We start from the raw sequence: 21897 nt of genomic DNA, 5'->3' as shown, positions 1-21897 counted from the left end.
CGTCGCTTCCCGCTTGCAACCTGAACCTGTCCCGAGCCTTACGGCGTCCGGGGGCGGCAGGCTGCGCCAACGCGGCCAGATTTTGTCTTAACAACGATCCCTTCGGCGCACTGCGTCCATCCGCTTGCAACCCAGAGCTACCTCCCAGACCGAACCGACCCGTGCCATCCTGGTTGGCGTCGACTTCGGCAAGCATGACTTCCAGGAAAGCCTTTCCGAACTGGCGCTGTTGACGACCACGGCCGGCTCGGTGCCTGTGCACACGCTGACCGGCAAGCGTTCGCGCCCCGATCCGGCACTCTTCATCGGATCCGGCAAGGCCGAGGAACTGCGGCAGGCCGCTGACGCGCTGGATGCCGATGTGGTGGTGTTCAACCACGCCTTGAGTCCTGCCCAGCAGCGCAACCTGGAGCGATTCCTGGGGCGTCATGTGATCGACCGAACCGGTCTGATCCTGGATATCTTTGGTCAGCGTGCACAGAGCCACGTCGGCAAGGTGCAGGTGGAACTGGCGCAGGTGCAGTACCAGGCGTCGCGCCTGGTTCGCGCGTGGAGCCACCTGGAACGGCAGAAGGGTGGTATCGGGATGCGCGGCGGCCCTGGCGAGCGACAGCTCGAACTGGATCGGCGGATGCTCGATGATCGAGCCAAACGACTCAAGTCCGATCTGGCGCGCCTGCAGCGCCAGCACCATACGCAGCGCCGCGCCCGGGCCCGTAATGACACGCTCAGTATCTCGCTGGTCGGATATACGAACGCCGGCAAGTCGACGCTGTTCAATGCGCTGACCAAGGCGCGGGCCTATGCGGCCGATCAGCTTTTTGCCACGCTCGATACGACCTCGCGCCGCCTGTTTCTCGACGGATTCGGCAATGTGGTGCTGTCCGACACCGTCGGGTTCATCCGGGATCTGCCGACACAACTCGTGGCGGCGTTCCGCGCCACGCTCGACGAGACCGTGCATGCCGACCTGCTCCTGCATGTGGTCGATGCATCGAGTCCAGTGCGCCACGAGCAGATCGAACAGGTCAATCGTGTGCTCGCCGAGATCGACGCCTCGGACATTCCGCAGATCGTGGTCATGAACAAGATCGATGCGGCACCAGAGCTGCTCGAACTCGGCCCCCGTGTCGAGCGAGACGAAGACGGTGTTCCAACGAAAGTGTTTGTCTCCGCCCGGGATGGCCTGGGGCTGGATGGCCTCCGCGAGGCCATCGTCGCGATGGCCCAATGGCTGTCGTCGCGGCCGGAGGCCCCGGCCCCCTATGATCCAAGGCTGGAAGGGCTGCAGCCCGCCCAGGATGGGGAGCCGTGGGACGTCGATGACGAACCAGATACCCGCCAGCAAGGTGCCAATTGATCGTTTTTGAACGAGAATCCCCGCCCGATTGGGGATTCTGGGCAAAAGTGATCAAGATGGCTGCTAGAATCCCTCTGATCCAAACTTCCCGGACCCGTGCTCTTCATGCCCCTGTTCCCTCGGAATCCTGACCCGCACATCGTGCCAGGCAGCCGCGCCCTGCGGTTTGCGCGCTGGCCGCGCCTGCGCGCCATCTTCTCGCTGAACGACCCCCGCTGGGGCCGCAACGGACAGGACGATGAAGACAAGGACAATAGCCGCCAGCAAAACCAGCGCCCGCAGGATGGCCCGCCCGATCTCGATGAGCTCTGGCGCGACTTCAATCGCCGCCTGAACGGCCTGCTGGGCCGCAAGGACAACGGCGGTGGTGGCCAGGGTTTCGGCAGTGGCCCGCGCCCGTCAGGCAAGGGTTCTAATGTCGGCATCGGCGTGATCATCGCCGCCGTGATCGGTATCTGGCTGGCCAGCGGTTTCTTCATGGTGCAGGAAGGGCAGACCGCTGTGATCCTGCAGTTCGGCAAGTTCAAGTACTCCACCGGTCCCGGTATCAACTGGCGTATGCCATGGCCGATCCAGTCGGCCGAAGTGGTAAACCTGTCGGCTGTGCGTTCGGTGGAGGTCGGTCGTGCCACGTCGATCAAGGACAGCAACCTGAAGGACTCGTCGATGCTGACGCAGGACGAGAACATCATCGACGTCCGGTTCACGGTGCAATACGACATCCAGGACGCCAGCGAATTCCTGTTCTTCAACAAGACCGACCGCGGTGGCGACGAAGAACTCGTGACGCAGGCCGCGGAAACGTCAGTGCGTGAGATCGTCGGCCGCAACAAGATGGATGCGGTGCTCTACGAGAATCGCGAGCAGATTGCGCAATCGCTGGCCAAGTCGATTCAATCGATCCTCACGGCCTACAAGACGGGTATTCGTGTGATTTCCGTCAACGTTCAGAGCGTGCAGCCGCCCGAGCAGGTGCAGGCCGCATTCGACGACGTCAACAAGGCGAGCCAGGATCGCGAGCGCGCGATCAGCGAAGGCCAGGCCTATGCGAACGACATCATTCCGCGCGCGAAGGGCACGGCGGCTCGCCTGAAGGAAGAATCGGAGGCCTACCGTTCCCGCGTGGTGGCACAGGCCGAAGGTGACGCAGCGCGCTTCCGCTCGGTGCAGTCCGAGTATGCCAAGGCACCGCAGGTCACGCGTGACCGTATTTATCTGGAGACCATGCAGCAGATCTACGCCAATTCGAGCAAGATTCTTGTCGATGCCAAGTCGGGCAATAACCTGCTGTATCTGCCGCTGGACAAGCTGATGACACAGGTGCCGGGCTCGTCGGCCGCACCGTCCTCGGCAGCGCCGGGCACGAATGCGCCGGCGGTACCGGATGCGACCACGCCGGATATCCGGTCACGTGAGTCGATGCGCAACCGCGACCGCGACATTCGCTAAGGAGACCCGTCATGAATCGACTGATTTCCTTTGTCATTGGCCTGTTTATCCTGCTGGCCGTTGCTTCGTCGATGCTGTTCGTGGTCGACCAGCGCCAGTACGCCGTCGTCTTCGCTTTCGGCGAAATCAAGCAGGTCGTGCGTGAGCCCGGTCTGCATTTCAAGCTGCCGCCGCCGTTGCAGAACGTAGTGTTCATGGATCGTCGTCTGCAGACGATCGATGTCGCAGCCAACGAGCGTTTCCTGACCGCCGAGAAGAAATCGATGGTGGTGGACTGGTTCGTGAAGTGGCGCATCACCGATCCGCGCAAATTCTTCGTGGCGTTTGGTGGCAACCTGCGCGGCGCGCAGGACCGCATGACGCAGCGTATCGATGCTGTGGCGCGTGAGGAGTTCGGCAAGCGCACCGTGGCGGATGTGGTGGCGGGCCAGCGCGAGCAGGTCATGCAGAACATCCGGGTTGGTATGGCCGAGTACGCGCAGTCGGTGGGTGTCGAGATCATCGATGTGCGCCTGAAGCGTGTGGATCTGCTGCCGGCCATCAGCGAGTCGGTCTATCGACGCATGGAGGCCGAGCGCAAGCGCGTGGCCAACGAACTGCGTTCGACTGGCGCCGCGGAAGGTGAGAAAATCCGGGCCGATGCTGATCGCCAGCGTGAGGTGGTGCTGGCCGAGGCTTATCGTGATGCGCAGGTGGTCAAGGGTGAGGGCGATGCCAAGGCTTCGCAGATCTATGCCGATGCATTCGGCAAGGATCCGAGCTTCGCCCAGTTCTGGCGCAGCATGGAGGCCTACCGCAACACGTTCCGCGACAAGGGCAACGTGATGGTGCTGGAGCCCAATTCGGACTTCTTCCGCTATATGCGTTCGCCGGGTGGCAACACCGCACCGGCCCCGTCAGGTGGCAAGAAGTAGCGTGGATGGCGCACCAGGCGCCTGATCGCGTGATTCGACAGAACCCCGGATCTTCCGGGGTTTTGTCCGGCTGGAGGGCATGAACCTTTCCCGCCTGTGTTTTTGATAGAAGAGATTCCCCATGTCCAACCGCTGGCTCCTGCCCGAAAACATTGCCGATGTCCTGCCGTCGGAAGCGCGCAAGATCGAAGAACTGCGTCGCCGAATGCTGGACCTGTTCCGCACCTATGGCTATGAGTTGGTTATGCCACCAATGCTCGAGTACCTGGAGTCGTTGCTGACTGGTACCGGGCACGATCTGGATCTGCGCACGCTGAAGCTGGTGGATCAGCTTTCCGGCCGCACGCTGGGCCTTCGCGCGGATATCACGCCGCAAGTGGCCCGCATCGATGCGCACCTGTTGAACCGCCCGGGCGTGACGCGCCTGTGCTATGCGGGCAATGTGCTTCACGCGCGTCCGGCGGGTTTCAATGCGACGCGCGAGCCGATTCAGATCGGTGCCGAGATCTATGGCCACGCCGGGTTGGAAGCCGACGTCGAGATCCAGGAACTGATGCTGGCCGCGTTGCAGGTGGCTGGTCTGTCGGACATTCGTCTGGACCTGTGCCATGCCGGTATTCTCGAGGCGTTGCTGGCGGCGTTGCCGTCGATTCGCCAGATCGAAGAGGCGATGTTTGCGGCGCTCGAAACCAAGGATGTACCGGCCCTGCGCGAATTGACCCAAGGGCTGCCCGACACCGAGCGGGACGCGCTGCTGGCGCTGCCAACGCTGTACGGCGGTGTCGAAGTCATTGAGCGTGCCCGCGCCACGCTGCCTGCCAGCCCGGCCATCGGCCGTGCGCTGGACGAACTCGCGGCGCTTGCCGCGCAGGTGAGCAATGCGAGCGTGAACATCGATCTGTCCGATTTGCGCGGTTACCACTATCACAGCGGCGTGATGTTCACGGCCTATGTTTCTGGTTTGCCCAACTATGTGGCGCGTGGCGGCCGCTATGACAAGGTGGGCGAGGCCTTTGGTCGCGCTCGTCCGGCCACGGGCTTTTCGCTGGATCTGCGTGAAGTGGCGGCGTTGTCGCCTGTCGAGGTGCGAGCCCAGGCGATCTTCGCGCCGTGGGATGCCGATCCGGCGCTGCGTTTCGCCATTACCACGCTGCGTGCCAATGGGGAGATCGTGATCCAGTCGTTGCCGGGCCACACGCATGAACTCGACGAGTTCAATTGCGACCGGCAGTTGCAGCGCCAGGGCGCAAACTGGGTGGTGGTGCCTCGCTGAATTTCCTGGCCGGACGTGCGATCCGGCCGTTTTTGGTGCTCTCAGATGACGTTTGATGCCCGTGGCGGCCTGTAATCGCCCGCATTGGACAACAATCGTCTGTCATACGCGTGCCCGAAAACCGGGAACCGTAGAACAACGAGAGTAGAATACGTTTTTAACCTTCTGACCAATTCAACATGTCCGCATCCGCAGTAGGCCAGGGACGCAATGTCGTCGTGATCGGAACCCAATGGGGTGACGAAGGCAAAGGGAAAATCGTCGATTGGCTTACCGATCATGCTAAAGGTGTGGTGCGGTTCCAGGGCGGCCACAACGCTGGCCATACGCTCATCATCGGCGGCAAGAAGACCATTCTGCGACTGATCCCGTCGGGGATCATGCGCGAAAGCACCGTCTGCTATATCGGCAACGGTGTGGTGCTGTCGCCTGAGGCGCTGTTCCGCGAAATCGAAGAGCTCGAGTCTGCCGGCCTGCAGGTGCAGAATCGCCTGCGCATTTCCGAAGCCGCTACGCTGATCCTGCCGTACCACGTGGCCATCGACAAGGCACGTGAAGCCCGCCGCGGCGCCGCCAAGATCGGCACGACGGGACGCGGCATCGGCCCGGCATACGAAGACAAGGTGGCTCGCCGCGCGCTGCGCGTGCAGGACCTGTTCGATCCGAAGCACTTCGCTGAGCGTCTGCGCGAGAACGTCGAATTCCATAACTTCATGCTGACTCAGTACCTCGGCGCCGAAGCCGTCGACTATCAGCAGATCCTGGACGAATCGCTGGCATTCGCGCCGCGCCTGAAGCCGATGGTGGCCGATGTGTCGGCCGAGTTGTACGCTGTGAATGCGGCAGGCAATAACCTGATGTTCGAAGGCGCGCAAGGCACGCTGCTCGACGTGGATCACGGCACCTATCCGTTCGTGACCTCGAGCAACTGCGTGGCCGGCGCCGCAGCGGCTGGTGCGGGCGTGGGCCCGGGTCGCCTGAACTACATCCTTGGCATCACCAAGGCGTACTGCACGCGCGTTGGCGCTGGTCCGTTCCCGAGCGAACTGTACGACAACGACAACCCTGCCCGTCAGGATGCCGTGGGCGTGCGCCTGGCCAACGTCGGCAAGGAATTCGGTTCCGTGACCGGCCGTCCGCGCCGCACTGGCTGGCTCGATGCCGCCGCGCTGAAGCGCTCGGTGCAGATCAACGGTGTGTCCGGTCTGTGCATGACCAAGCTGGACGTGCTCGATGGTCTGGAAACGATCAAGCTGTGCGTAGGCTACGAGCTCGACGGCAAGCGCGTCGATATCCTGCCGCGTGGCTCGGATGCCGTGGCCGCTTGCGTGCCGGTGTACGAAGAGTTTCCGGGCTGGAACGAATCGACCTTTGGCGTGAAGACCTGGGATGCGCTGCCCGAAGCGGCACGCGTTTACCTGAAGCGAATCGAGGAAGTGGTCGGCATTCCGATCGACATGGTGTCGACCGGTCCGGACCGCGACGAGACGATTCTGCTGCGCCATCCGTACCAGGTCGCCTGACCCGCCTGCATTACCCCGTGAGCATGATCGTGGCGCCACGAGCGCCACGGCCTCACAGATAGTCCTCGGCCCGCGATATGCGGGCCGATGCTTTATCCATTGGCCATCGATACAAGAAAAGACGCCATGAACCTGCCAATCAATGATGACGAGAACCTGTGGGTCTCGTGGGACGACTATCATCGCCTGATCGCGCGTCTGGCGCTGAACGTGCACGAGTCGGGCTGGAAGTTCGACCAGATCCTGTGTCTGGCGCGCGGCGGCCTGCGCGTGGGTGACCAGATGTCGCGCATCTTCGATGTGCCGCTGGCGATCCTGGCCACGAGCTCGTACCGCGAGGCGGCGGGCACGCAGCAGGGCGAACTCGATATCGCGCAGTACATCACGATGACGCGTGGCAATCTGTCCGGCAGGATCCTGCTGGTCGACGACCTCGTCGACTCGGGTGTCACGCTGGAACGCGTGGGACGCCACCTGAAGGAGCGCTATCCCGAGGTGACGGATGTGCGTTCGGCCGTGCTCTGGTACAAGGCTTGTTCCAAGGTGACGCCCGATTACCACGTGACGTTCCTGCCTTCGAACCCCTGGATTCACCAGCCGTTCGAAGAGTACGACACGCTGCGTCCGCATAACCTTGCAGCCTGGCTCAAGCGCGGCAAGCGCGCCAGCCTGCAGGAAGACGATTCGGCGGCCTGAAGGCCGCCGTCCCTCCTCCCGCAAGTGCGGGAGGGTAGGGGCTCGGGGAGCGTCGGGGTTCGATCTGGTCGACCCGTGCTCCCATCCTGTCTCTCATGAATGGGGGGCGGGTGATTGTCGCGGGTGAATTCAATACCCAACCGTGAATCTCTCCCGCACATGCTTTGGCTGCTCGATCTCATCGAGCATCGCGATGGCATAGTCCTCCATCGAAATCCAGCTCTTGCCGTCAGCGGCGACAAGCAGATCTTCCTTGCCAAGGCGGAACTTGCCCGTGCGCTCGCCGGGCGTGAACAGTGCCGACGGCGACAGGAACGTCCATTCGAGCTGAGATTCGCTGCGCAGGGCGTTCAGGAAATCGCGGCCTGCGGATGCCTCTGCCTTGTACAGGTCCGGAAACTCCGGTGTATCGATGAGTTGCACGCCTGGCGCCACGTAGAGGCTGCCCGCGCCGCCCACCACCAGCAGGCGCTTGATACCGGCCGTCTTGGCCGCATCTGTGATCTGTGCCGCTGTGGCTTGCAGAAACCGGACGGTGCTGATGACGACGTCGTTGCCGCGCACGGCATCAGCCAGTGCCTTTGCGTCGGCGACATCGGCGTCGCGGGTGGTGACGCCGTCACGTGTTGGCAGTTTCGATGCCTGGCGGGCGATTGCGGTGACGGTATGGCCGCGGCGGAGTGCTTCGTCGGTCAGGCGCGTACCTACGTTGCCGGTAGCACCGATGATGGCGATCTTCATGGTCGTATCCTCTCGGAAGTGGTTGATATGAAACCAATGTGGTTACATATCCGGGCAAAAAAATCAGCGCTTGCGGCGCCGGGCGGCATGTTCGACTTCTCCGAGCATGCTGGCAATCGTGATCTCCGCGAGCGTGGCATCCATGGCGGCTTGCGCCCGATCGGCGACCACCTGCAGGGTGCCGGTGATCTCGCGGCCCACCAGGCAAGCAGGATTCGGCGCGCTTTGGTGCAGCGTGATCAGCGCAGTGGTCTCCGTGGCCTGAAACACCTCGAGCAATGTGATCTGGCTGGCGGGTCGCGTAAGCATTGCGCCGCCGGTGCTGCCCATTGTCGTGGTGACGAAGCCCGCCTCCGTGAGCGCGCCGATCATGCGCCGGATGAGTGCGGGGTTGGTTCCCACGCTGCCGGCGATCATCGACGACGGCACCGGTCCTTCGGCCTGCGCGAGCAGGGTGAGGATGTGAACGGCGACGGCAAACCGGCTACTGGTGCTCATACGGAAATCTCAATGTGAAACTATGGTAGTTACATATCGCCGGCGCGTCAAGCGACGAGTTGGCGTGGCAATACCGCGTGTTTTTCGTGATGGACGCTACGAGAGTGGCGAGATAATGCCGGAATCGGCACTGAAGCTGATACACTCATCCACGGCTTTGCGCCATAGAGAGAGTGAACAAAAGAGAGGAACGAGATTTGAAGGATTCGGCGACGCAAAAACAAAAAACCCGCAACGTGTGTTGCGGGTTTCTCGCCAAATCTTGGTGCCCAGGAGAGGACTCGAACCTCCACAGTGTTGCCACCGCTAGGACCTGAACCTAGTGCGTCTACCAATTCCGCCACCTGGGCAGGTGTCGAAACAACCGAAGCGGCCATTATAGCGACCGTAAAACGTTTGTCAAACAGTTTCGAGAAAAATTGAATCAGAACAACTATCCGATCCCCAGCCGGGAAGAAATCCTTGGCGTACTGAGAACTTCGGGGTCGCCCCTGTCGGCCGGCGATATCGCCAAGGCCCTGGCCGTCACGCGCAAAGAGCATGACGGCTTTCAGAAACGGCTCGCCGCGATGGAACGCGACGGCCAGATCGAACTCAATCGCAAGGGCCGCTATGAGCTGGCCCATCAACCCAATTTCGTGCTTGGCCGCGTGCAGGGCCATCGGGACGGCTTCGGCTTCCTGATTCGCGACGACGGCGAGGACGATATCTTCCTGCCCGAGCGCGAGCTGCAGAAGGCGATGCACAACGATCGCGCGCAGGTGCGCGTGGTTGGCTATGACCGACGCGGCCGTCCGGAAGGGCAGATCGTTGAGATCGTGGAGCGTGCCAATCGCTTCGTGATCGGCCGACTGCTGTCCGAAAATGGCGTGCTTGTGGTGGCGCCGGAAGACAAGCGCATTGGCCAGGACATCCTGATTCCGCCCAAGGCCCAAGGCAAGGCGCGCGTGGGGCAGGTGGTCAGCGTCGAACTGATGGAATGGCCTGATCGCTACGTGCAGCCGGTGGGCCGCGTGGTCGAGGTGATTGGCGATATCGACGATCCCGGCATGGAGATCGAGATTGCCGTGCGCAAGTATGGCGTGCCGCATCAGTTCTCGCCCGCTGCCGTCAAGGAAGCACAGGGGTTGCCCGATGAGGTGCGTCAGGCCGACCTCGATCATCGCATCGACCTGCGCGACATTCCGCTGGTCACGATCGATGGCGAGGATGCGCGCGACTTCGACGATGCCGTCTATTGCGAGCAGGTCAAGATCGGCCGTGCAAAGGGCTGGCGTCTGATCGTGGCGATCGCCGACGTGTCGCACTACGTGCGGCCGGGTACGCCGCTCGATGCCGATGCGCTGGATCGCGCCACGTCGGTTTACTTCCCGCGCCGCGTGATTCCGATGCTGCCGGAGAAGCTGTCGAATGGCCTCTGCTCGCTGAACCCGAACGTCGACCGTCTGTGCATGGTTTGCGACGCGGTGATCACGGCCAAGGGCGAACTCAAGGGCTACCAGTTCTATCCGGCGGTGATGCACTCCGCGGCACGCCTGACCTACAACGAGGTCTGGTCGGTTCTGTCGAATACCAAGGGGCCCGAGGCCCACAAGCGCGCGGAGCTGGTGCCGCATCTGCAGAACCTGTATGAGCTGTTCCAGGTTCTGCTCAAGGCTCGCCGTGCCCGTGGCGCGATCGACTTCGACACCACCGAAACCTATATCGTCTGCAACGCGCAGGGCAAGATCGAGCAGATCTTGCCGCGCACTCGCAACGACGCGCACCGTCTGATCGAAGAGTGCATGTTGACGGCTAACGTCTGCGCGGCCGACTTCCTCGAGCGATTCAAGCATCCGGCGCTGTACCGGATTCACGCGGGTCCGAGCGAAGAGAAGCTCAAGAATCTGCGCGAGTTCCTGAAGACCGCTGGGCTGTCGCTTGGCGGTGGCGACAAGCCGCAGGCCTCGGACTATGCCGAGGTCATGGACAAGATCAAGTCGCGTCCCGATGCGCCGATGTTGCAGACGATGCTGCTGCGTTCGATGCAGCAGGCGGTCTACAGCCCGGACAATATCGGCCACTTCGGCTTGGCCTACGAGGCGTACGCGCACTTCACCAGCCCGATCCGCCGCTATCCGGACTTGCTCGTGCATCGTTCGATCAAGGCGATCCTCGCGCACACGAAGTATCGGCCGGCCTTTATCCAGGGGACGGAGCTCAATACGCAGATCTCGCCGAAAGCGCGCCGGATGCAGGCCGCCGATGCCGAGAAGCGTGCCGAGAACGTTGCCGCGCGCGCGAAGCGCGACGAGGGCGTCTGGGACGAACTGGGGTTGCACTGCTCGGCCAACGAGCGTCGTGCCGACGAGGCATCGCGCGACGTGGAGGCCTGGCTCAAGTGCTACTTCATGCGCGACAAGCTGGGCAGCGATTTCGCTGGCACGATCAGCGCGGTGACGTCGTTCGGCATCTTCGTGCAGCTCGACGAGCTGTATGTGGAAGGCCTTGTGCACGTGACGGAACTGGGTAGTGACTATTTCCAGTACGACGAGGCGCGCAACGAACTGCGTGGCGAGCGGACTGGTATCCGCTATCGGCTCACCGATCGCGTGCGCGTGCAGGTGTCGCGCGTCGACCTCGATGCCCGCAAGATCGACTTCCGTCTGGTGCAGGAGCCGTCCGCCAAGACGCTGCGCGCCCGGGCCGGCGTGCCCGAGCAGCCGCGGGTGCCGGCTGCCCACGCGGTGCCGGCGCGCAAGAAGGGACGCCAGCTTGCCGCGTTGCTCGGTGGCACTTCGAAGCCGGAAGAATCGTTCGACGAAACGCTCGACCGTGTGATCGAAGAGCAACCGGTGTTCGAGGCGGTCATCACGCCGCTCAAGCCGCGCGACGCCCATGTCGGGCATGCGCCGCATGGCCGCGGGTCGGCGAAGAAGGCGCAGTCAGGCAAGCCCGCAAAGCGAGCGGCCAAGCCAAAGCCGGCGCATCTGAAGACCGAACGGCAGCCGACGACCAAGCGCGCGCCCAAGCCCGCCGGCAAGAGCACGCGGCCGGCCCGCAAGCGCTAATCTGGCGCGTTTGAAGTTGGCCATGGCGGGTACAATGCGCGCCATGGCCAAACACAAACTCCTGATCGGCTTTCATGCCGTCAACGCACGCCTGCGCCAGAACGCGCAGAGCGTGTCCGATATCTACATCGAAGCGAATCGCCGTGACCGGCGCATGCAGGACTTTATCCGCCTGGCGGAGAGTCTTGGCGTGACGCTGCATCCGGTTGATGCCGAGCGCCTGCGCGGCATGGCCGGCACGGATCGCCACCAGGGCGTGGTGGCGCGGGCCGATGATGTCTCGCTTGCGCTCAACCTCGACGAACTCCTGGATGGCATCGAAGGCACGCCGCTATTGCTCCTGCTCGACGGCGTCACCGATCCGCACAACCTCGGCGCATGCCTGCGCGTGGCCGATGGCGCTGGCGCTCACGCGGTGATCGCGCCGAAGGACCGTAGCGTGGGTCTGAACGCCACGGTGGCGAAGGTTGCCAGCGGCGCGGCCGAAACCGTGCCGTACATCACGGTGACGAACCTTGCGCGCACGCTGCGCGAACTGCAGGAGCGTGGCATCTGGGTGATCGGCACGGCTGACGGCACCGAGAAGGCGCTGTACGACGTCGACCTGAAGGGACCGACCGCCATCGTCATGGGCGCGGAAGGCGAGGGTATGCGCCGCCTGACGCGCGAGACTTGCGATGAACTGGTGGCAATTCCGATGGCGGGGGGCGTCGAGAGCCTGAACGTGTCGGTGGCCAGCGGCGTGTGCCTGTACGAAGCGGTGCGTCAGCGCCGTCTGCCGCGCTGATCATGGATAGCCTCGCCCTTGAGCAGGCGCGTGGCTGGGTTGCCGAGGCCCGTCAGATCTTTGTGCTGACGGGTGCCGGGATTTCCGCGGAGTCCGGTGTGCCGACGTTCCGCGATGCGCTGACCGGCCTATGGGAGCGCTTCGATCCCGAGGAACTGGCGACGGAAGAAGCGTACCGGCGTCAACCTGCGCTGGTGTGGCAGTGGTATCAGCACCGGCGCGAGCTGGTGGCGGCGGCCCGGCCGAATCCAGCCCACCATGCGCTTGCGGTGCTGGCCCGGCTGAAGTCGATGACGCTAGTGACGCAGAATATCGATGGCCTGCATCAGAAGGCGGGTAGCGAGCAGGTGGTGGAGCTGCACGGCAACCTCTTCGCCAACAAATGGCTTGATGGCTGTGGTCGTTGCGATACCGTGCCGCCGATTCCGGGCGATCCCCCGCGATGCGCGATATGCGGTGCGATGATGCGTCCTGGCGTGGTGTGGTTCGGCGAGGACCTGCCGCGAGTGGCCCGTTTCCGCGCCGACCATGCGGCCGAGTCCTGTGACCTCTGCCTGGTTGTGGGCACGTCGGGGCTGGTGTATCCGGCGGCGGCGCTGCCGGGTGTGGCGAAGGAAAACGGCGCGCGTGTGATTGTGGTGAATCCGAAGCCGTCAGCACTGGACGAGACGGCGGATATCGTCCTGCCCGCGCCGGCGGGTGAATGCCTGCCGTTGCTCTGGCCGCAGGCAGTCTGAACGACTGTTCGACTGCGGATCCGCGGCTCCCTCCAAGGTGTTGGATAGAGCCGCGATCCCGACTCAACTGGCCAGTTCGCCGACGAGTTTTTCCAATTTCACCGCATCGGCTGCAAACAGGCGGATACCTTCGGAGAGCTTCTCCGTTGCCATCGCATCTTCGTTGAGTTGCCAGCGGAAGGCGGGTTCATCTGCGGCGATTCGCGCGACGTTGCCGGCCTGTGCCTGTTCCACGGACAGCTTGAGCGCAACGGCACTCTGTCCGCCTGCAAGCTGCTCGAGCAGTTCCGGACTGATCGTCAGCAGGTCGCAGCCTGCCAGCGACAGGATCTGATCGGTGCCGCGGAAACTGGCACCCATGACCTCGGTCGCGTAGCCGAACTTCTTGTAATAGTCATAGATCTGGCGCACGGAACGCACGCCGGGATCGTTTTCGCCGCCGTTCGCCACGGGGTCCCATTTCTCGCCAGCCTGCTTCTTGTACCAATCGAGAATGCGGCCCACGAACGGGGAGATCAGCTGCGCGCCGGCCTCGGCACAAGCCACTGCCTGCGCCAGCGAGAACAGCAGCGTCATGTTGCAGCGGATGTTCTCGCGTTGCAGGACCTCGGCAGCGCGGATGCCTTCCCATGTCGAGGCGATCTTGATCAGCACGCGCTCGCGTGCCACGCCACGTTGCTCGTACAGGCCGATCAGGTGGCGCGCCTTGGCAACGGTGGCCTCGGTATCGAACGACAGACGGGCGTCGACCTCGGTCGACACGCGGCCGGGCACGATGGCCAGGATCTCGCAGCCGAATGCGATCAGGAGCTGGTCCATGACGCCATCGAGCCCCGAATTGCCGTGGTGATCGCGCACAGCCTGTTCCAGCAGCGGGCGGTATTCCGGCTTCTGTACCGCCTTGAAAATCAGCGACGGATTGGTAGTCGCGTCCTGTGGCTTGTATTGCTTCATCAACTGGAAGTCGCCGGTGTCGGCCACTACCGTGGTGAACTGCCTCAGTTGTTCAAGCTCGTTCATGATTGGGTTCCGTCGGAGGGAGGGGCCATTGTAACGGCGTGGCGCGTGGCGTAAACGTCGGAGATGGGGAACCAATCCGCTACACTACGCGTTTCCCAACGCTTTTCTGGCTGTAGTCATGACTCAGGATGAACTCAAGGCGCTGGTCGCGCAAGCTGCCGCTGACTATGTGAAGCAGGAAGTGCCCGAAGGCGCCGTTCTCGGCGTGGGCACCGGCTCCACCGCCAATCTCTTCATCGACGCCGTGGCGGCGTTCAAGGAGCGCTTTTCGGGCGCGGTGTCGAGTTCCGAGGCCTCCACACGCCGCTTGCAACAGCACGGTTTCAATGTGCTCGATCTGAACGAGGTCGACAGCATTCCCGTCTATGTCGACGGTGCTGACGAGATCGACAACTCGGGCGCGATGATCAAGGGCGGCGGCGGTGCGCTGACGCGCGAGAAGATCGTTGCCTCGGTGGCGGACCGATTCGTCTGCATTGCCGACGGCAGCAAGCTGGTGCCGACGATGGGCGCGTTTCCGCTGCCGGTCGAGGTGATCCCGATGGCACGCGCAGCGGTGGCCCGTAGCCTGGCGGCACTAGGCGGTCAGCCGCGTCTGCGCATGACCAAGGAAGGCGGCATCTACAAGACCGACAACGGCAACGTCATTCTGGATGTCTCGGGCCTGAAGATCGAGAACCCGAAGGCGCTGGAGCAGCAAATCAACCAGCTACCCGGCGTGGTGACCGTTGGTCTGTTCGCTCTGCGCGGAGCAAATGTGCTGTTGCTGGGTACCGAACAGGGCGTGCAGCGCTCGGATTACTGAATCGCATAAGCGTCGTATGAGTGAGAGGCCGGGCGGTGATGGCCCCCCGGCTTCGAATGCCTCACGCGGTGAGCCCATGCTCCACTGCGTAGACGGCCACTTGCACGCGGCTGGCCAGATTGAGCTTCTTCAGAATGTTCTGCACGTGAATCTTGACTGTGCTCTCCGCCACGCCCAGCGCGCGCGCGATCATCTTGTTGCTTTCGCCGCGTACCAGTCCGCGCACAATGTCCCGCTCACGCGCCGTCAGAGGGGCCGCGTCGCCACGCTCTAGCAGGGCAGGTGCGGCCGCCGGAGCCTTGAACTGCTGCACCAGCTTGGCGGTCATCGTGTCGGAGATCACCGGTTCCCCTGCGGCAGCCCGCCGGATCGCGCTCGTCAGCGCTTCGGTCTCTATGTTCTTGATCAGGTAACCCCGTGCACCGCTGCGCAGGGCGCTGGCCAGTTCTTCTCCTTCCTCGGATACCGTCAGCACAATCACCGCGCATTCCGGCAGATCCTCCGTCAGCAGTTGCAGGGCTTCGAGTCCTGACAGGCCCGGCATATTCAGATCGAGCAGGATCACGTCCGGTCGATGCTGTTTGGCCCGCTTGATGCCTTCCACGCCATCGGCGGCTTCGTCGACCACTTCGAAATCGCTCTGCCGCTGCAGCAGCGCACGGACACCCGAGCGGAACAATGTGTGATCGTCGATCAGTAGGATACGGATGGTCATTGGGAAGACTCCTGCGCCGCCAGCAACTCGTCTGGATGCGGCATGGTTTCGCCGCGCGGCAATGATAGTGCGACGCGGACGCCAGCCCCTGGGCGGGCGTCGATCGTCAGGGTCGCGCCAAGCCGCGATGCCCGTTCCTGCATGATGTGCAGACCGACGTGCGCGCTGTCCTGGCCGTCGAATTCGGAAGGATCGAATCCTTCGCCATCGTCCTGGACGACGAGTTGGAAGTCGCGCCCCTGCGTGAGCGAGATCGTGACATGCTCGGCCATCGCATGTTTGCGCACGTTCGACAACGCCTCCTGCAGGATGAACAGCACCTGTAGCTGCTGCTCCGGCTGCAGCGGCGGCCCGCTTCCTTCGATGGTCAACCTGGCGTCCGTACGGCATTGGCGGCGGAAGCGCGCGACGGTGTCCTCCACCGCTGGGCGCATGTCGCCCGTCGTCAGCCGGGAACGGAAGTTGTGCAGCAGTTCGCGCACGTCCTGGTAGCTTTCTTCCACGCCGTGTCGCAGCAGCGGCACGATCTCGCGCGTTTCCGCATTGTCGTTCCGTTCCACCGCATCGCCGAGCAGTTGTACCTGAAGGTTCAGGAAGTTCAGGCCTTGCGCGATGCTGTCGTGCAATCCTTGCGCCACGAGATTGCGCTCTTCGACGACCGCAAGCTGGCGCGCGCTGGCGGCAAGCCGCAGGTGCTCCAGCGCCGTGCCAAGGTGGCGGGCGAGGGTTTGGAGCAGTTGACGATCGGAAGGTGGCAGTTCGCGCGGATTGCGGAAATGCAGGGTGAATGTGCCGAGCGTGCCGCGTGGAGAGTCGAGCCGGAACGCCGCCATGCCCCTGAAACCTTCGCGGCCACAGGGAGATTCTTGTGTTTCGGAGCCCTGACGCACGAACTGGCGCAGGTCCGCTACAGTGATCATGCCCGCTTCAGCTGCGGCCCCGCAGTGGCAGTCATGAATCGCGCTACAGCGGCTGTTCTCCGCCAGTGCGTCCGAAAGTCCCACCGAGGCAAGTCGGTGGAGCTTTCCGTGCGCGGCATCGATCACACGAACGGTCCCGCCGTCGGCTTCGAACTGGCGCATCACGCGCTCCAGGAATCCGCGTGCCATCGCCTCGGCATCGCTGGCCCGATTCAGGAAGGCGGTCATGTCGTAGAGGGCCTCCAAATCCCGATTCTGCCGCGCCAACTCAGCAGTCTTGCTGTCCACGCGTGCCGCCAGGTCCTGATAGAGCTCTTGAAGTTCGTCGGCCATGCGGTTGAAGCCGGCGTTCAGCGTGCCGAATTCATCACGTGTGGCGATGGGCAAGCGCAGCGAGAACTCGCGGGCAGCCATGCGCTGCAGGCCATCCTGCAGACGCAGCACGGGCAGAATGATCCAGAGATAGAGCAGATAGATCACAGCGACCGTGCCAACGCACGCGATGATCGCAAGGCTTGCCTGAGAGAGTCGCAGCAGATCGGTTTTGCTCGCGTTATCGCGTTCGATCAGTTTTACCAGGCTGTCGGCCTCATTGACGAATACTGGCAGGGCATCGATGTAGGCCGTTGCAGGCGTGGTGCTTGCGGTGGCCACCGCAAGCGGCTTCAGGCGCTGCTGCCAGTCCGTGACGACGAGGTCGAGCTTGGCCTGGATCGCGGGTTCGTCGGGCAAGAATAGCGGCCGGGCCGGATTGCCACGGCGCAACTGCGCGAGCGTGGTGTCCAGCGCCGCGACTTGCCCTGCCAGATCGTTGGGACTGCCGCTTTGGGCACGGGTCAGTTCAATGGCGACCCGGTTCGCGCGCATCCGCAGGCTCCCGGCGTCGTTGATGGCGGCGCCGGCTCCTTCCAGCTTCCAGGAGAGATACAGCGTGCCTGAGATCATGCCCAGCACCACCATCAGTGACGCAAACGACAACAGAATGATCCGGGTGGAAAGCCGGTGGCGCAGTGGCGTCAGCCGGACCGCTTCCGGCACGTGGGCGTTGTCAGGCTGGGGGGCAGTGGTATCTGGATTCGTAGGGGCTAGCATTGGGAAGGTGCGACCCGGCGGGTGATATTGCAGGGTGATACTGCAGTATGAGTGGGGACGGGCGGCCCTGCCGCAAATTGTGCCAGCGTGTGATGGTGGCTCTACTGCGCTAGATCAAGGGAGTCTTTGGTTTCAATAGGCTCAACGGGGCACGTGGTATGTCAGCGAGTTTTGGTCCCGATCAAATCCATGCTGTTAACGTGCCCCTAGCATCGTTGCCATATCAAACCATGAGATCGAGAGAAACGACATGTCCACGACCATCACCACGCTGGTGCGGCAACACCGTGATTGCGACGAAGCCATCGAGCAGGTTGAAGCCTGCGTGCGCGCGAAAGACTGGGATGCCGCAGCCGGTGCGTTTGCGCGCTTGGAATTCGCCCTGCAGGGCAATTTCAGTACCGAAGAACAGCGCTTGTTTCCGGCGTTCGAACAAGCTGTGGGGTTTAGCAATGGCCCCACCGCGGTGATGCGCCATGAACATGATGAGGTGCGTGGCCTGCTGGACAATGCGCGGGAATGGCTGGAACTGAAGGATGTTGCCGCGCTGGCGGCCGAACTCGATACCCTGGTTGTTCTTCTGCAGCAGCACAACGTTAAGGAAGAAAATGTACTGTTTCCGATGTGTCAGGCCCAGGTGAAGGGGCTGGACACGCTGTTGGCGGATTTCGCGTCGGGACCAGCCGCTCACCCTTGAGACCTCGAATCGCGCCATGGTGAAAGCCGTCAACCTCGACTACGCGAGTGCACCGCGTCCCGGCCTGGTGTTTGGATGCCTGATGCCTGCGCCCTGGCTTGGCGTGGTAGCTGGCTTGCTGCTGGTACTTGGCCCGGTCGACGCGCTGCCGGATCGTTTTGCGCCATTGGCATTGGCGGCTGTCCACGCACTGGCGCTAGGGATGTTGTTGCCGGTCATGCTCGGCGCCTTGTTCCAGATGATGCCGGTCGTTGCCGGGGTATCCGTTCCGTTCGCGGGCTTGGTGTCACCATTCGTCGCCGCAGCGGGAGCCGGGACCGCCGCCGCGCTCGCGGCTGGATTCCTTGGTAGCGGCGCCACGGCATTTCGCTGGGCCGTCGCGACCGGTGGGACGTTCCTGACGCTCGCAGGCCTCTTATTGCTGGCGGCGGGCCTCAGGGTCGCCGCAGTCGATGCAACCACGCGGACGTTGGCATGGATCGGCGCCCCGTTGATCGTTACGGCACTGGGCGGTGCAGCGCTGGCTGGCCTGTTCGGCGGCATGTGGACGGTGGCGCCCGAACAGGTGCTGGCGCTGCATGTCGCCTGGGGGCTCGGCGGCTGGCTGGCGGCGCTGGTGAGCGGCGTAGCTACCACCGTACTACCGATGTTCTGGCAGACGGAGCGTCTGCCGTCCTGGCTCGAACGCTGTTTGCCTTACGGACATTGGCTACTGCTGCTGATCTTTAGCATTGTCGTGATTGCGCGGCCGGGCGGGGCGGTCGAGCGCTTCGCGCTCGTGCCCTGGCTCCTGTTCGCCATGGTGCTTGGCGCCTGCGCATTGAAAGCCGTATGGCGAGCGAGGCGGCGACATGACCCGCAGTGGGTGCTATGGCCAGTGTCCGCCCTGAGCCTACTGCTGGCTGCGTTGCTGGTGACCGCCAGCGCTCTGATGCCGGATCAGATGCCGGCTGCGGCGCAGTGGTGCATCGGCGTGCTGGCGCTGATTGGGGGTGGGGTGCTGCCCGTGAACGCGATGCTGGGCAAGATCGTGCCATTTCTCGTCTGGTTGCATCTACGCCGGCTGTTGCCGCCACGCGCGCGCGTCCCGGCGATGCAGGTGATCATCTCGCCGGACAGTCAGAAGAGGCAGGGGTGGATGGTGCTGGCGGCATTCCTGGTGCTGCTGGCCGTGCCGCTGGCGCCGGGGTTGCTGGCGAAGGTTGGCGGTGTACTGTTCGCCATCACGAACGGATGGCTGGGCGTGCAATTGCTGCGTGCCTTGCGCTGTATGCGCGTCATGCGCAAACAGGGGGGGCTGCCACCACGGGTGGCGGCAGCCGTGGCGGAACATGGTGTTCCGCCGAACTGAGCATCAAGCCATGCTGACGGCGCGGGCGGTATCTTCGGTCAGATCCGCCGGCTTCTCGCCTGTCAGCAGATAGTGCATCAGGTCCGCAACCGGACGGATCGCCTCGCCGAAGGGTAGCGTGCCCTTGCCACGGAAGAACAGGCCACGCTCCACATCGCCACGCACTGCCTGTGCCAGTTTGAGGTCGATGCAGAACTGGCCGATACGGGCGATACCATCTCGCAGGCCACAGGCCTGCAGGCAATCGAATCCTTCCAGACAATCGCGCGTTTTCGCACGGCGCTGCAAGCGGCTCTCTGTAGATAGGTACTTCGCCAGCCAGGGCGTCAGCACGGCACGGGCGGGCAGACCGGCTACGCTCGTGAATTCGCGCAACGTTTCCGGGCGCGCCGTGGCCAGTACGTGCTTGAAGGCTGGATGCGCGTCGGATTCCTCTGTGACGGCGAAGGCGGTGCCGACTTGCACCGCAGCGGCGCCTTTGTCGAGCCAATGCCGGATCTTGGTGTGGCTGTTCATGCCGCCGGCAAGAATCAGCGGGATGCTGCCCCACGTCAGGCCCAGCGTCTTGAACAACTCGCGGCACTCGTCCAGCACACGGTCGAACGAAAAGCGGTCGTCGCCAATATCCTCGATGGCTGACGCACCGAGGTGGCCACCCGCATGGGCGGGATGCTCGACCACGATGGCGTCCGGCAGTCGGCCTTTCTTCATCCAGCGGCGGATTACCAGTCCGATGCCACGCGATTCCGAGAGGATCGGAATCAACGCCACTTTCGGGTGGTCGGCGGCGAGATCGGGCAGGTCCAGCGGTAGGCCGGCACCCATGACGATCGCGTCGGCGCCGCTCTCGCAAGCCTGACGAACCAGTTGCGCGTGCGAGCCGACGGCCTTCATCACGTTCACGGCGATCAGGCCACGTCCTTCCGAGAGTTCGCGCGCGGCGCGGATTTCGCGGTCCAGCGCCACCAGGTTGGCGGCCTCGATGCGTGCCTTGTCACGCGTACCGGCGGTTTGCGCCATCAGGTCGGGATGATGGTGGCGCAAGTCGATACTGGCAATGGTGCCAACGCCGTTCTGACTGGCAACGGTTCCCGCCAGCCTGTGCGCCGAAATGCCGATGCCCATGCCGCCCTGCACGATCGGCAGCAATCGCCGGCCGGCCAGCGTCAGCCAATGCTCTGTCATGTTGAATTCACCTTGTATGCGTAGTAGTGACGGGCAAGCGTGGCACAGGCTCCGTGTCCCACTCTTGTCGAATATCAAAGTAGATGCTGGCGCGTACTATCGGCGTAGCTCTGGCGAACTACGCGTGGATCAAGCGTTGCTCGGCGATGTCGCTGAACGGTCGTTCGCGTACATTGCCGCAAGTTTCATCGAGCCGAGCCGAGCCCCGATGGACGCGGCCGAGCGCATCGATCAGAAGGATGCCAGCGCCCTTGGCCTTGCTGGCGCACGCGATACGCTCGCGAATGGCCGCCAGATGGTGTGGCGCGCGTGTTGAGACCCAATGCAGCAGATAGGCGCTGCTGGCCGCGTGCTGGCTGGTGACGAAGTCGCCTGCATTGCCTTTCTGCGCTCGCATCCACACATAATCGAACAGCCACTCGAGCGAAGCACGCGTCATGTCACGAAGTGATGTGTTCTGGGCGGAGTCGTGCGCGCAGTCCGCAGGGCAGGGCTGAGAGAGATGAAACCTGTCGATGCGCTCGCTGTCCGCCAGGGCCACCACCGCGGGCAACTCCGCAGCGTTCATCGGGCTCAGTGTCATGCGCATCCCGACTCTCAGGTGGGCGTTGCGGGCAGCACGCAGGCCGCGCAAGGCGCGTTGGTAGGCGTGGCGGGAGCGTTGCACATGGTTGTGCGTGTACTGCAGCCCGTCGATCTGGATACCGACGTAGTCGAGACCATAGGCAGCCAGCTTGACGGCGTTCATGCCTGTCAGGCGGCTACCGTCCGTGGACAGCAGCACATTGAGGTCCAGCTCGCGGGCCCGGGCGATGATCTTGAAGAAGTCGGAGCGTGCCATCGGATCGCTGCCAGAGAGGATCAGCGAGCGAACCCGGGCGAGATGGAGTTGCTCGAGCAACGCCAGGGACTCGGTGGTATCGAGTTCGGTGCCGGTGCCGGTGCCGGTGCCGGCCGTGGACGGGTCGTGCGCGCACGGATGCCAGATGACAACGGGGCTTTCGTCATTGCGGCGATCGCGGGGCAGGGCGGAGGTTGGCGCGCCGTCGCACAGCGCTTCCATGAATCGGGACACGCGGAGCAT

Annotated in this window: 19 protein-coding genes and 1 tRNA gene; 12 read left to right on the top strand and 8 right to left on the bottom strand. The window is 63.3% G+C overall.

Features of this window, described 5'->3' with window-relative positions; all coding sequences use genetic code 11:
* Window positions 1-124: 124 nt before the first annotated feature.
* From hflX to RMET_RS10490, 6 genes are all read left to right on the top strand, one after another.
* A complete protein-coding gene (hflX, locus tag RMET_RS10515) occupies window positions 125-1360 on the top strand; it encodes a GTPase HflX (protein ID WP_011516813.1) in 1236 nt (411 codons plus the stop codon).
* 105 nt (window positions 1361-1465) lie between these two features.
* On the top strand, window positions 1466-2809 hold the full coding sequence (hflK, locus tag RMET_RS10510; RefSeq protein WP_011516812.1) for an FtsH protease activity modulator HflK: 1344 nt from the start codon (window positions 1466-1468) through the stop codon (window positions 2807-2809).
* Between the two features lie 11 nt (window positions 2810-2820).
* A complete protein-coding gene (gene hflC / locus RMET_RS10505) occupies window positions 2821-3723 on the top strand; it encodes a protease modulator HflC (protein WP_011516811.1) in 903 nt (300 codons plus the stop codon).
* Window positions 3724-3844: 121 nt separating this feature from the next.
* Entirely contained in the window at window positions 3845-4996 is a 1152-nt protein-coding gene (locus tag RMET_RS10500) for an ATP phosphoribosyltransferase regulatory subunit (protein ID WP_011516810.1), read from the top strand.
* 179 nt (window positions 4997-5175) lie between these two features.
* Entirely contained in the window at window positions 5176-6519 is a 1344-nt protein-coding gene (locus tag RMET_RS10495) for an adenylosuccinate synthase (protein ID WP_011516809.1), read from the top strand.
* 126 nt (window positions 6520-6645) lie between these two features.
* The gene (locus RMET_RS10490) at window positions 6646-7215 is read left to right on the top strand and encodes a phosphoribosyltransferase (protein ID WP_029307566.1); all 570 of its coding nucleotides are present in this window, start codon (window positions 6646-6648) and stop codon (window positions 7213-7215) included.
* 129 nt (window positions 7216-7344) lie between these two features.
* On the opposite strand, the gene RMET_RS10485 is transcribed toward RMET_RS10490, so the two are convergent.
* The 3 genes from RMET_RS10485 to RMET_RS10475 form a co-directional block, all read right to left on the bottom strand.
* On the bottom strand, window positions 7345-7956 hold the full coding sequence (locus RMET_RS10485) for an NAD(P)-dependent oxidoreductase (protein ID WP_011516807.1): 612 nt from the start codon (window positions 7954-7956) through the stop codon (window positions 7345-7347).
* A 63-nt stretch (window positions 7957-8019) separates the two neighbouring features.
* Window positions 8020-8454 (bottom strand): Rrf2 family transcriptional regulator, encoded by a 435-nt coding sequence (locus RMET_RS10480; RefSeq protein ID WP_011516806.1) that lies wholly within the window; start codon window positions 8452-8454, stop codon window positions 8020-8022.
* Window positions 8455-8717: 263 nt separating this feature from the next.
* Window positions 8718-8804: transfer RNA gene (locus RMET_RS10475), tRNA-Leu, on the bottom strand.
* A 69-nt stretch (window positions 8805-8873) separates the two neighbouring features.
* Here RMET_RS10475 and rnr point away from each other — a divergent pair.
* Genes rnr through RMET_RS10460 form a run of 3 tightly spaced genes read left to right on the top strand, consistent with a single transcriptional unit; the run spans window position 8874 to window position 13028 of the window.
* On the top strand, window positions 8874-11504 hold the full coding sequence (gene rnr / locus RMET_RS10470; RefSeq protein ID WP_011516805.1) for a ribonuclease R: 2631 nt from the start codon (window positions 8874-8876) through the stop codon (window positions 11502-11504).
* A gap of 43 nt (window positions 11505-11547) precedes the next feature.
* Window positions 11548-12291, top strand: coding sequence for a 23S rRNA (guanosine(2251)-2'-O)-methyltransferase RlmB (rlmB, locus tag RMET_RS10465; protein WP_011516804.1), 744 nt, complete (start codon window positions 11548-11550; stop codon window positions 12289-12291).
* Between the two features lie 2 nt (window positions 12292-12293).
* Entirely contained in the window at window positions 12294-13028 is a 735-nt protein-coding gene (locus RMET_RS10460) for an SIR2 family NAD-dependent protein deacylase (protein WP_011516803.1), read from the top strand.
* 63 nt (window positions 13029-13091) lie between these two features.
* Here RMET_RS10460 and tal read toward each other — a convergent pair whose 3' ends face one another.
* The gene (gene tal, locus RMET_RS10455; RefSeq protein WP_011516802.1) at window positions 13092-14048 is read right to left on the bottom strand and encodes a transaldolase; all 957 of its coding nucleotides are present in this window, start codon (window positions 14046-14048) and stop codon (window positions 13092-13094) included.
* Between the two features lie 118 nt (window positions 14049-14166).
* Here tal and rpiA point away from each other — a divergent pair, with 118 nt between their 5' ends.
* On the top strand, window positions 14167-14853 hold the full coding sequence (gene rpiA / locus RMET_RS10450) for a ribose-5-phosphate isomerase RpiA (protein ID WP_011516801.1): 687 nt from the start codon (window positions 14167-14169) through the stop codon (window positions 14851-14853).
* Window positions 14854-14914: 61 nt separating this feature from the next.
* Here rpiA and RMET_RS10445 read toward each other — a convergent pair whose 3' ends face one another.
* Both RMET_RS10445 and RMET_RS10440 read right to left on the bottom strand, forming a co-directional pair.
* A complete protein-coding gene (locus RMET_RS10445) occupies window positions 14915-15568 on the bottom strand; it encodes a response regulator (RefSeq protein WP_008643789.1) in 654 nt (217 codons plus the stop codon).
* Entirely contained in the window at window positions 15565-17580 is a 2016-nt protein-coding gene (locus RMET_RS10440) for a type IV pili methyl-accepting chemotaxis transducer N-terminal domain-containing protein (protein WP_011516800.1), read from the bottom strand. Before RMET_RS10440 ends, RMET_RS10445 begins: the two co-directional genes overlap by 4 nt.
* Before the next feature lie 250 nt (window positions 17581-17830).
* Here RMET_RS10440 and RMET_RS10435 point away from each other — a divergent pair, with 250 nt between their 5' ends.
* Both RMET_RS10435 and RMET_RS10430 read left to right on the top strand, forming a co-directional pair.
* The gene (locus RMET_RS10435) at window positions 17831-18277 is read left to right on the top strand and encodes a hemerythrin domain-containing protein (RefSeq protein WP_011516799.1); all 447 of its coding nucleotides are present in this window, start codon (window positions 17831-17833) and stop codon (window positions 18275-18277) included.
* Between the two features lie 16 nt (window positions 18278-18293).
* Window positions 18294-19628, top strand: coding sequence for a hypothetical protein (locus tag RMET_RS10430; RefSeq protein ID WP_011516798.1), 1335 nt, complete (start codon window positions 18294-18296; stop codon window positions 19626-19628).
* 3 nt (window positions 19629-19631) lie between these two features.
* Here RMET_RS10430 and RMET_RS10425 read toward each other — a convergent pair whose 3' ends face one another.
* Both RMET_RS10425 and RMET_RS10420 read right to left on the bottom strand, forming a co-directional pair.
* Complete coding sequence (locus RMET_RS10425; RefSeq protein WP_011516797.1) at window positions 19632-20813, bottom strand: NAD(P)H-dependent flavin oxidoreductase; 1182 nt, start codon at window positions 20811-20813, stop codon at window positions 19632-19634.
* A 118-nt stretch (window positions 20814-20931) separates the two neighbouring features.
* On the bottom strand, window positions 20932-21897 hold the full coding sequence (locus tag RMET_RS10420; protein ID WP_011516796.1) for a radical SAM protein: 966 nt from the start codon (window positions 21895-21897) through the stop codon (window positions 20932-20934).

It is taken from the genome of Cupriavidus metallidurans CH34 (assembly GCF_000196015.1).
In the GTDB taxonomy this organism is placed as follows: domain Bacteria; phylum Pseudomonadota; class Gammaproteobacteria; order Burkholderiales; family Burkholderiaceae; genus Cupriavidus; species Cupriavidus metallidurans.
The sequence above is the reverse complement of the archived record's forward strand: the minus strand, read 5'-3'. Positions and strand labels throughout refer to the sequence as shown.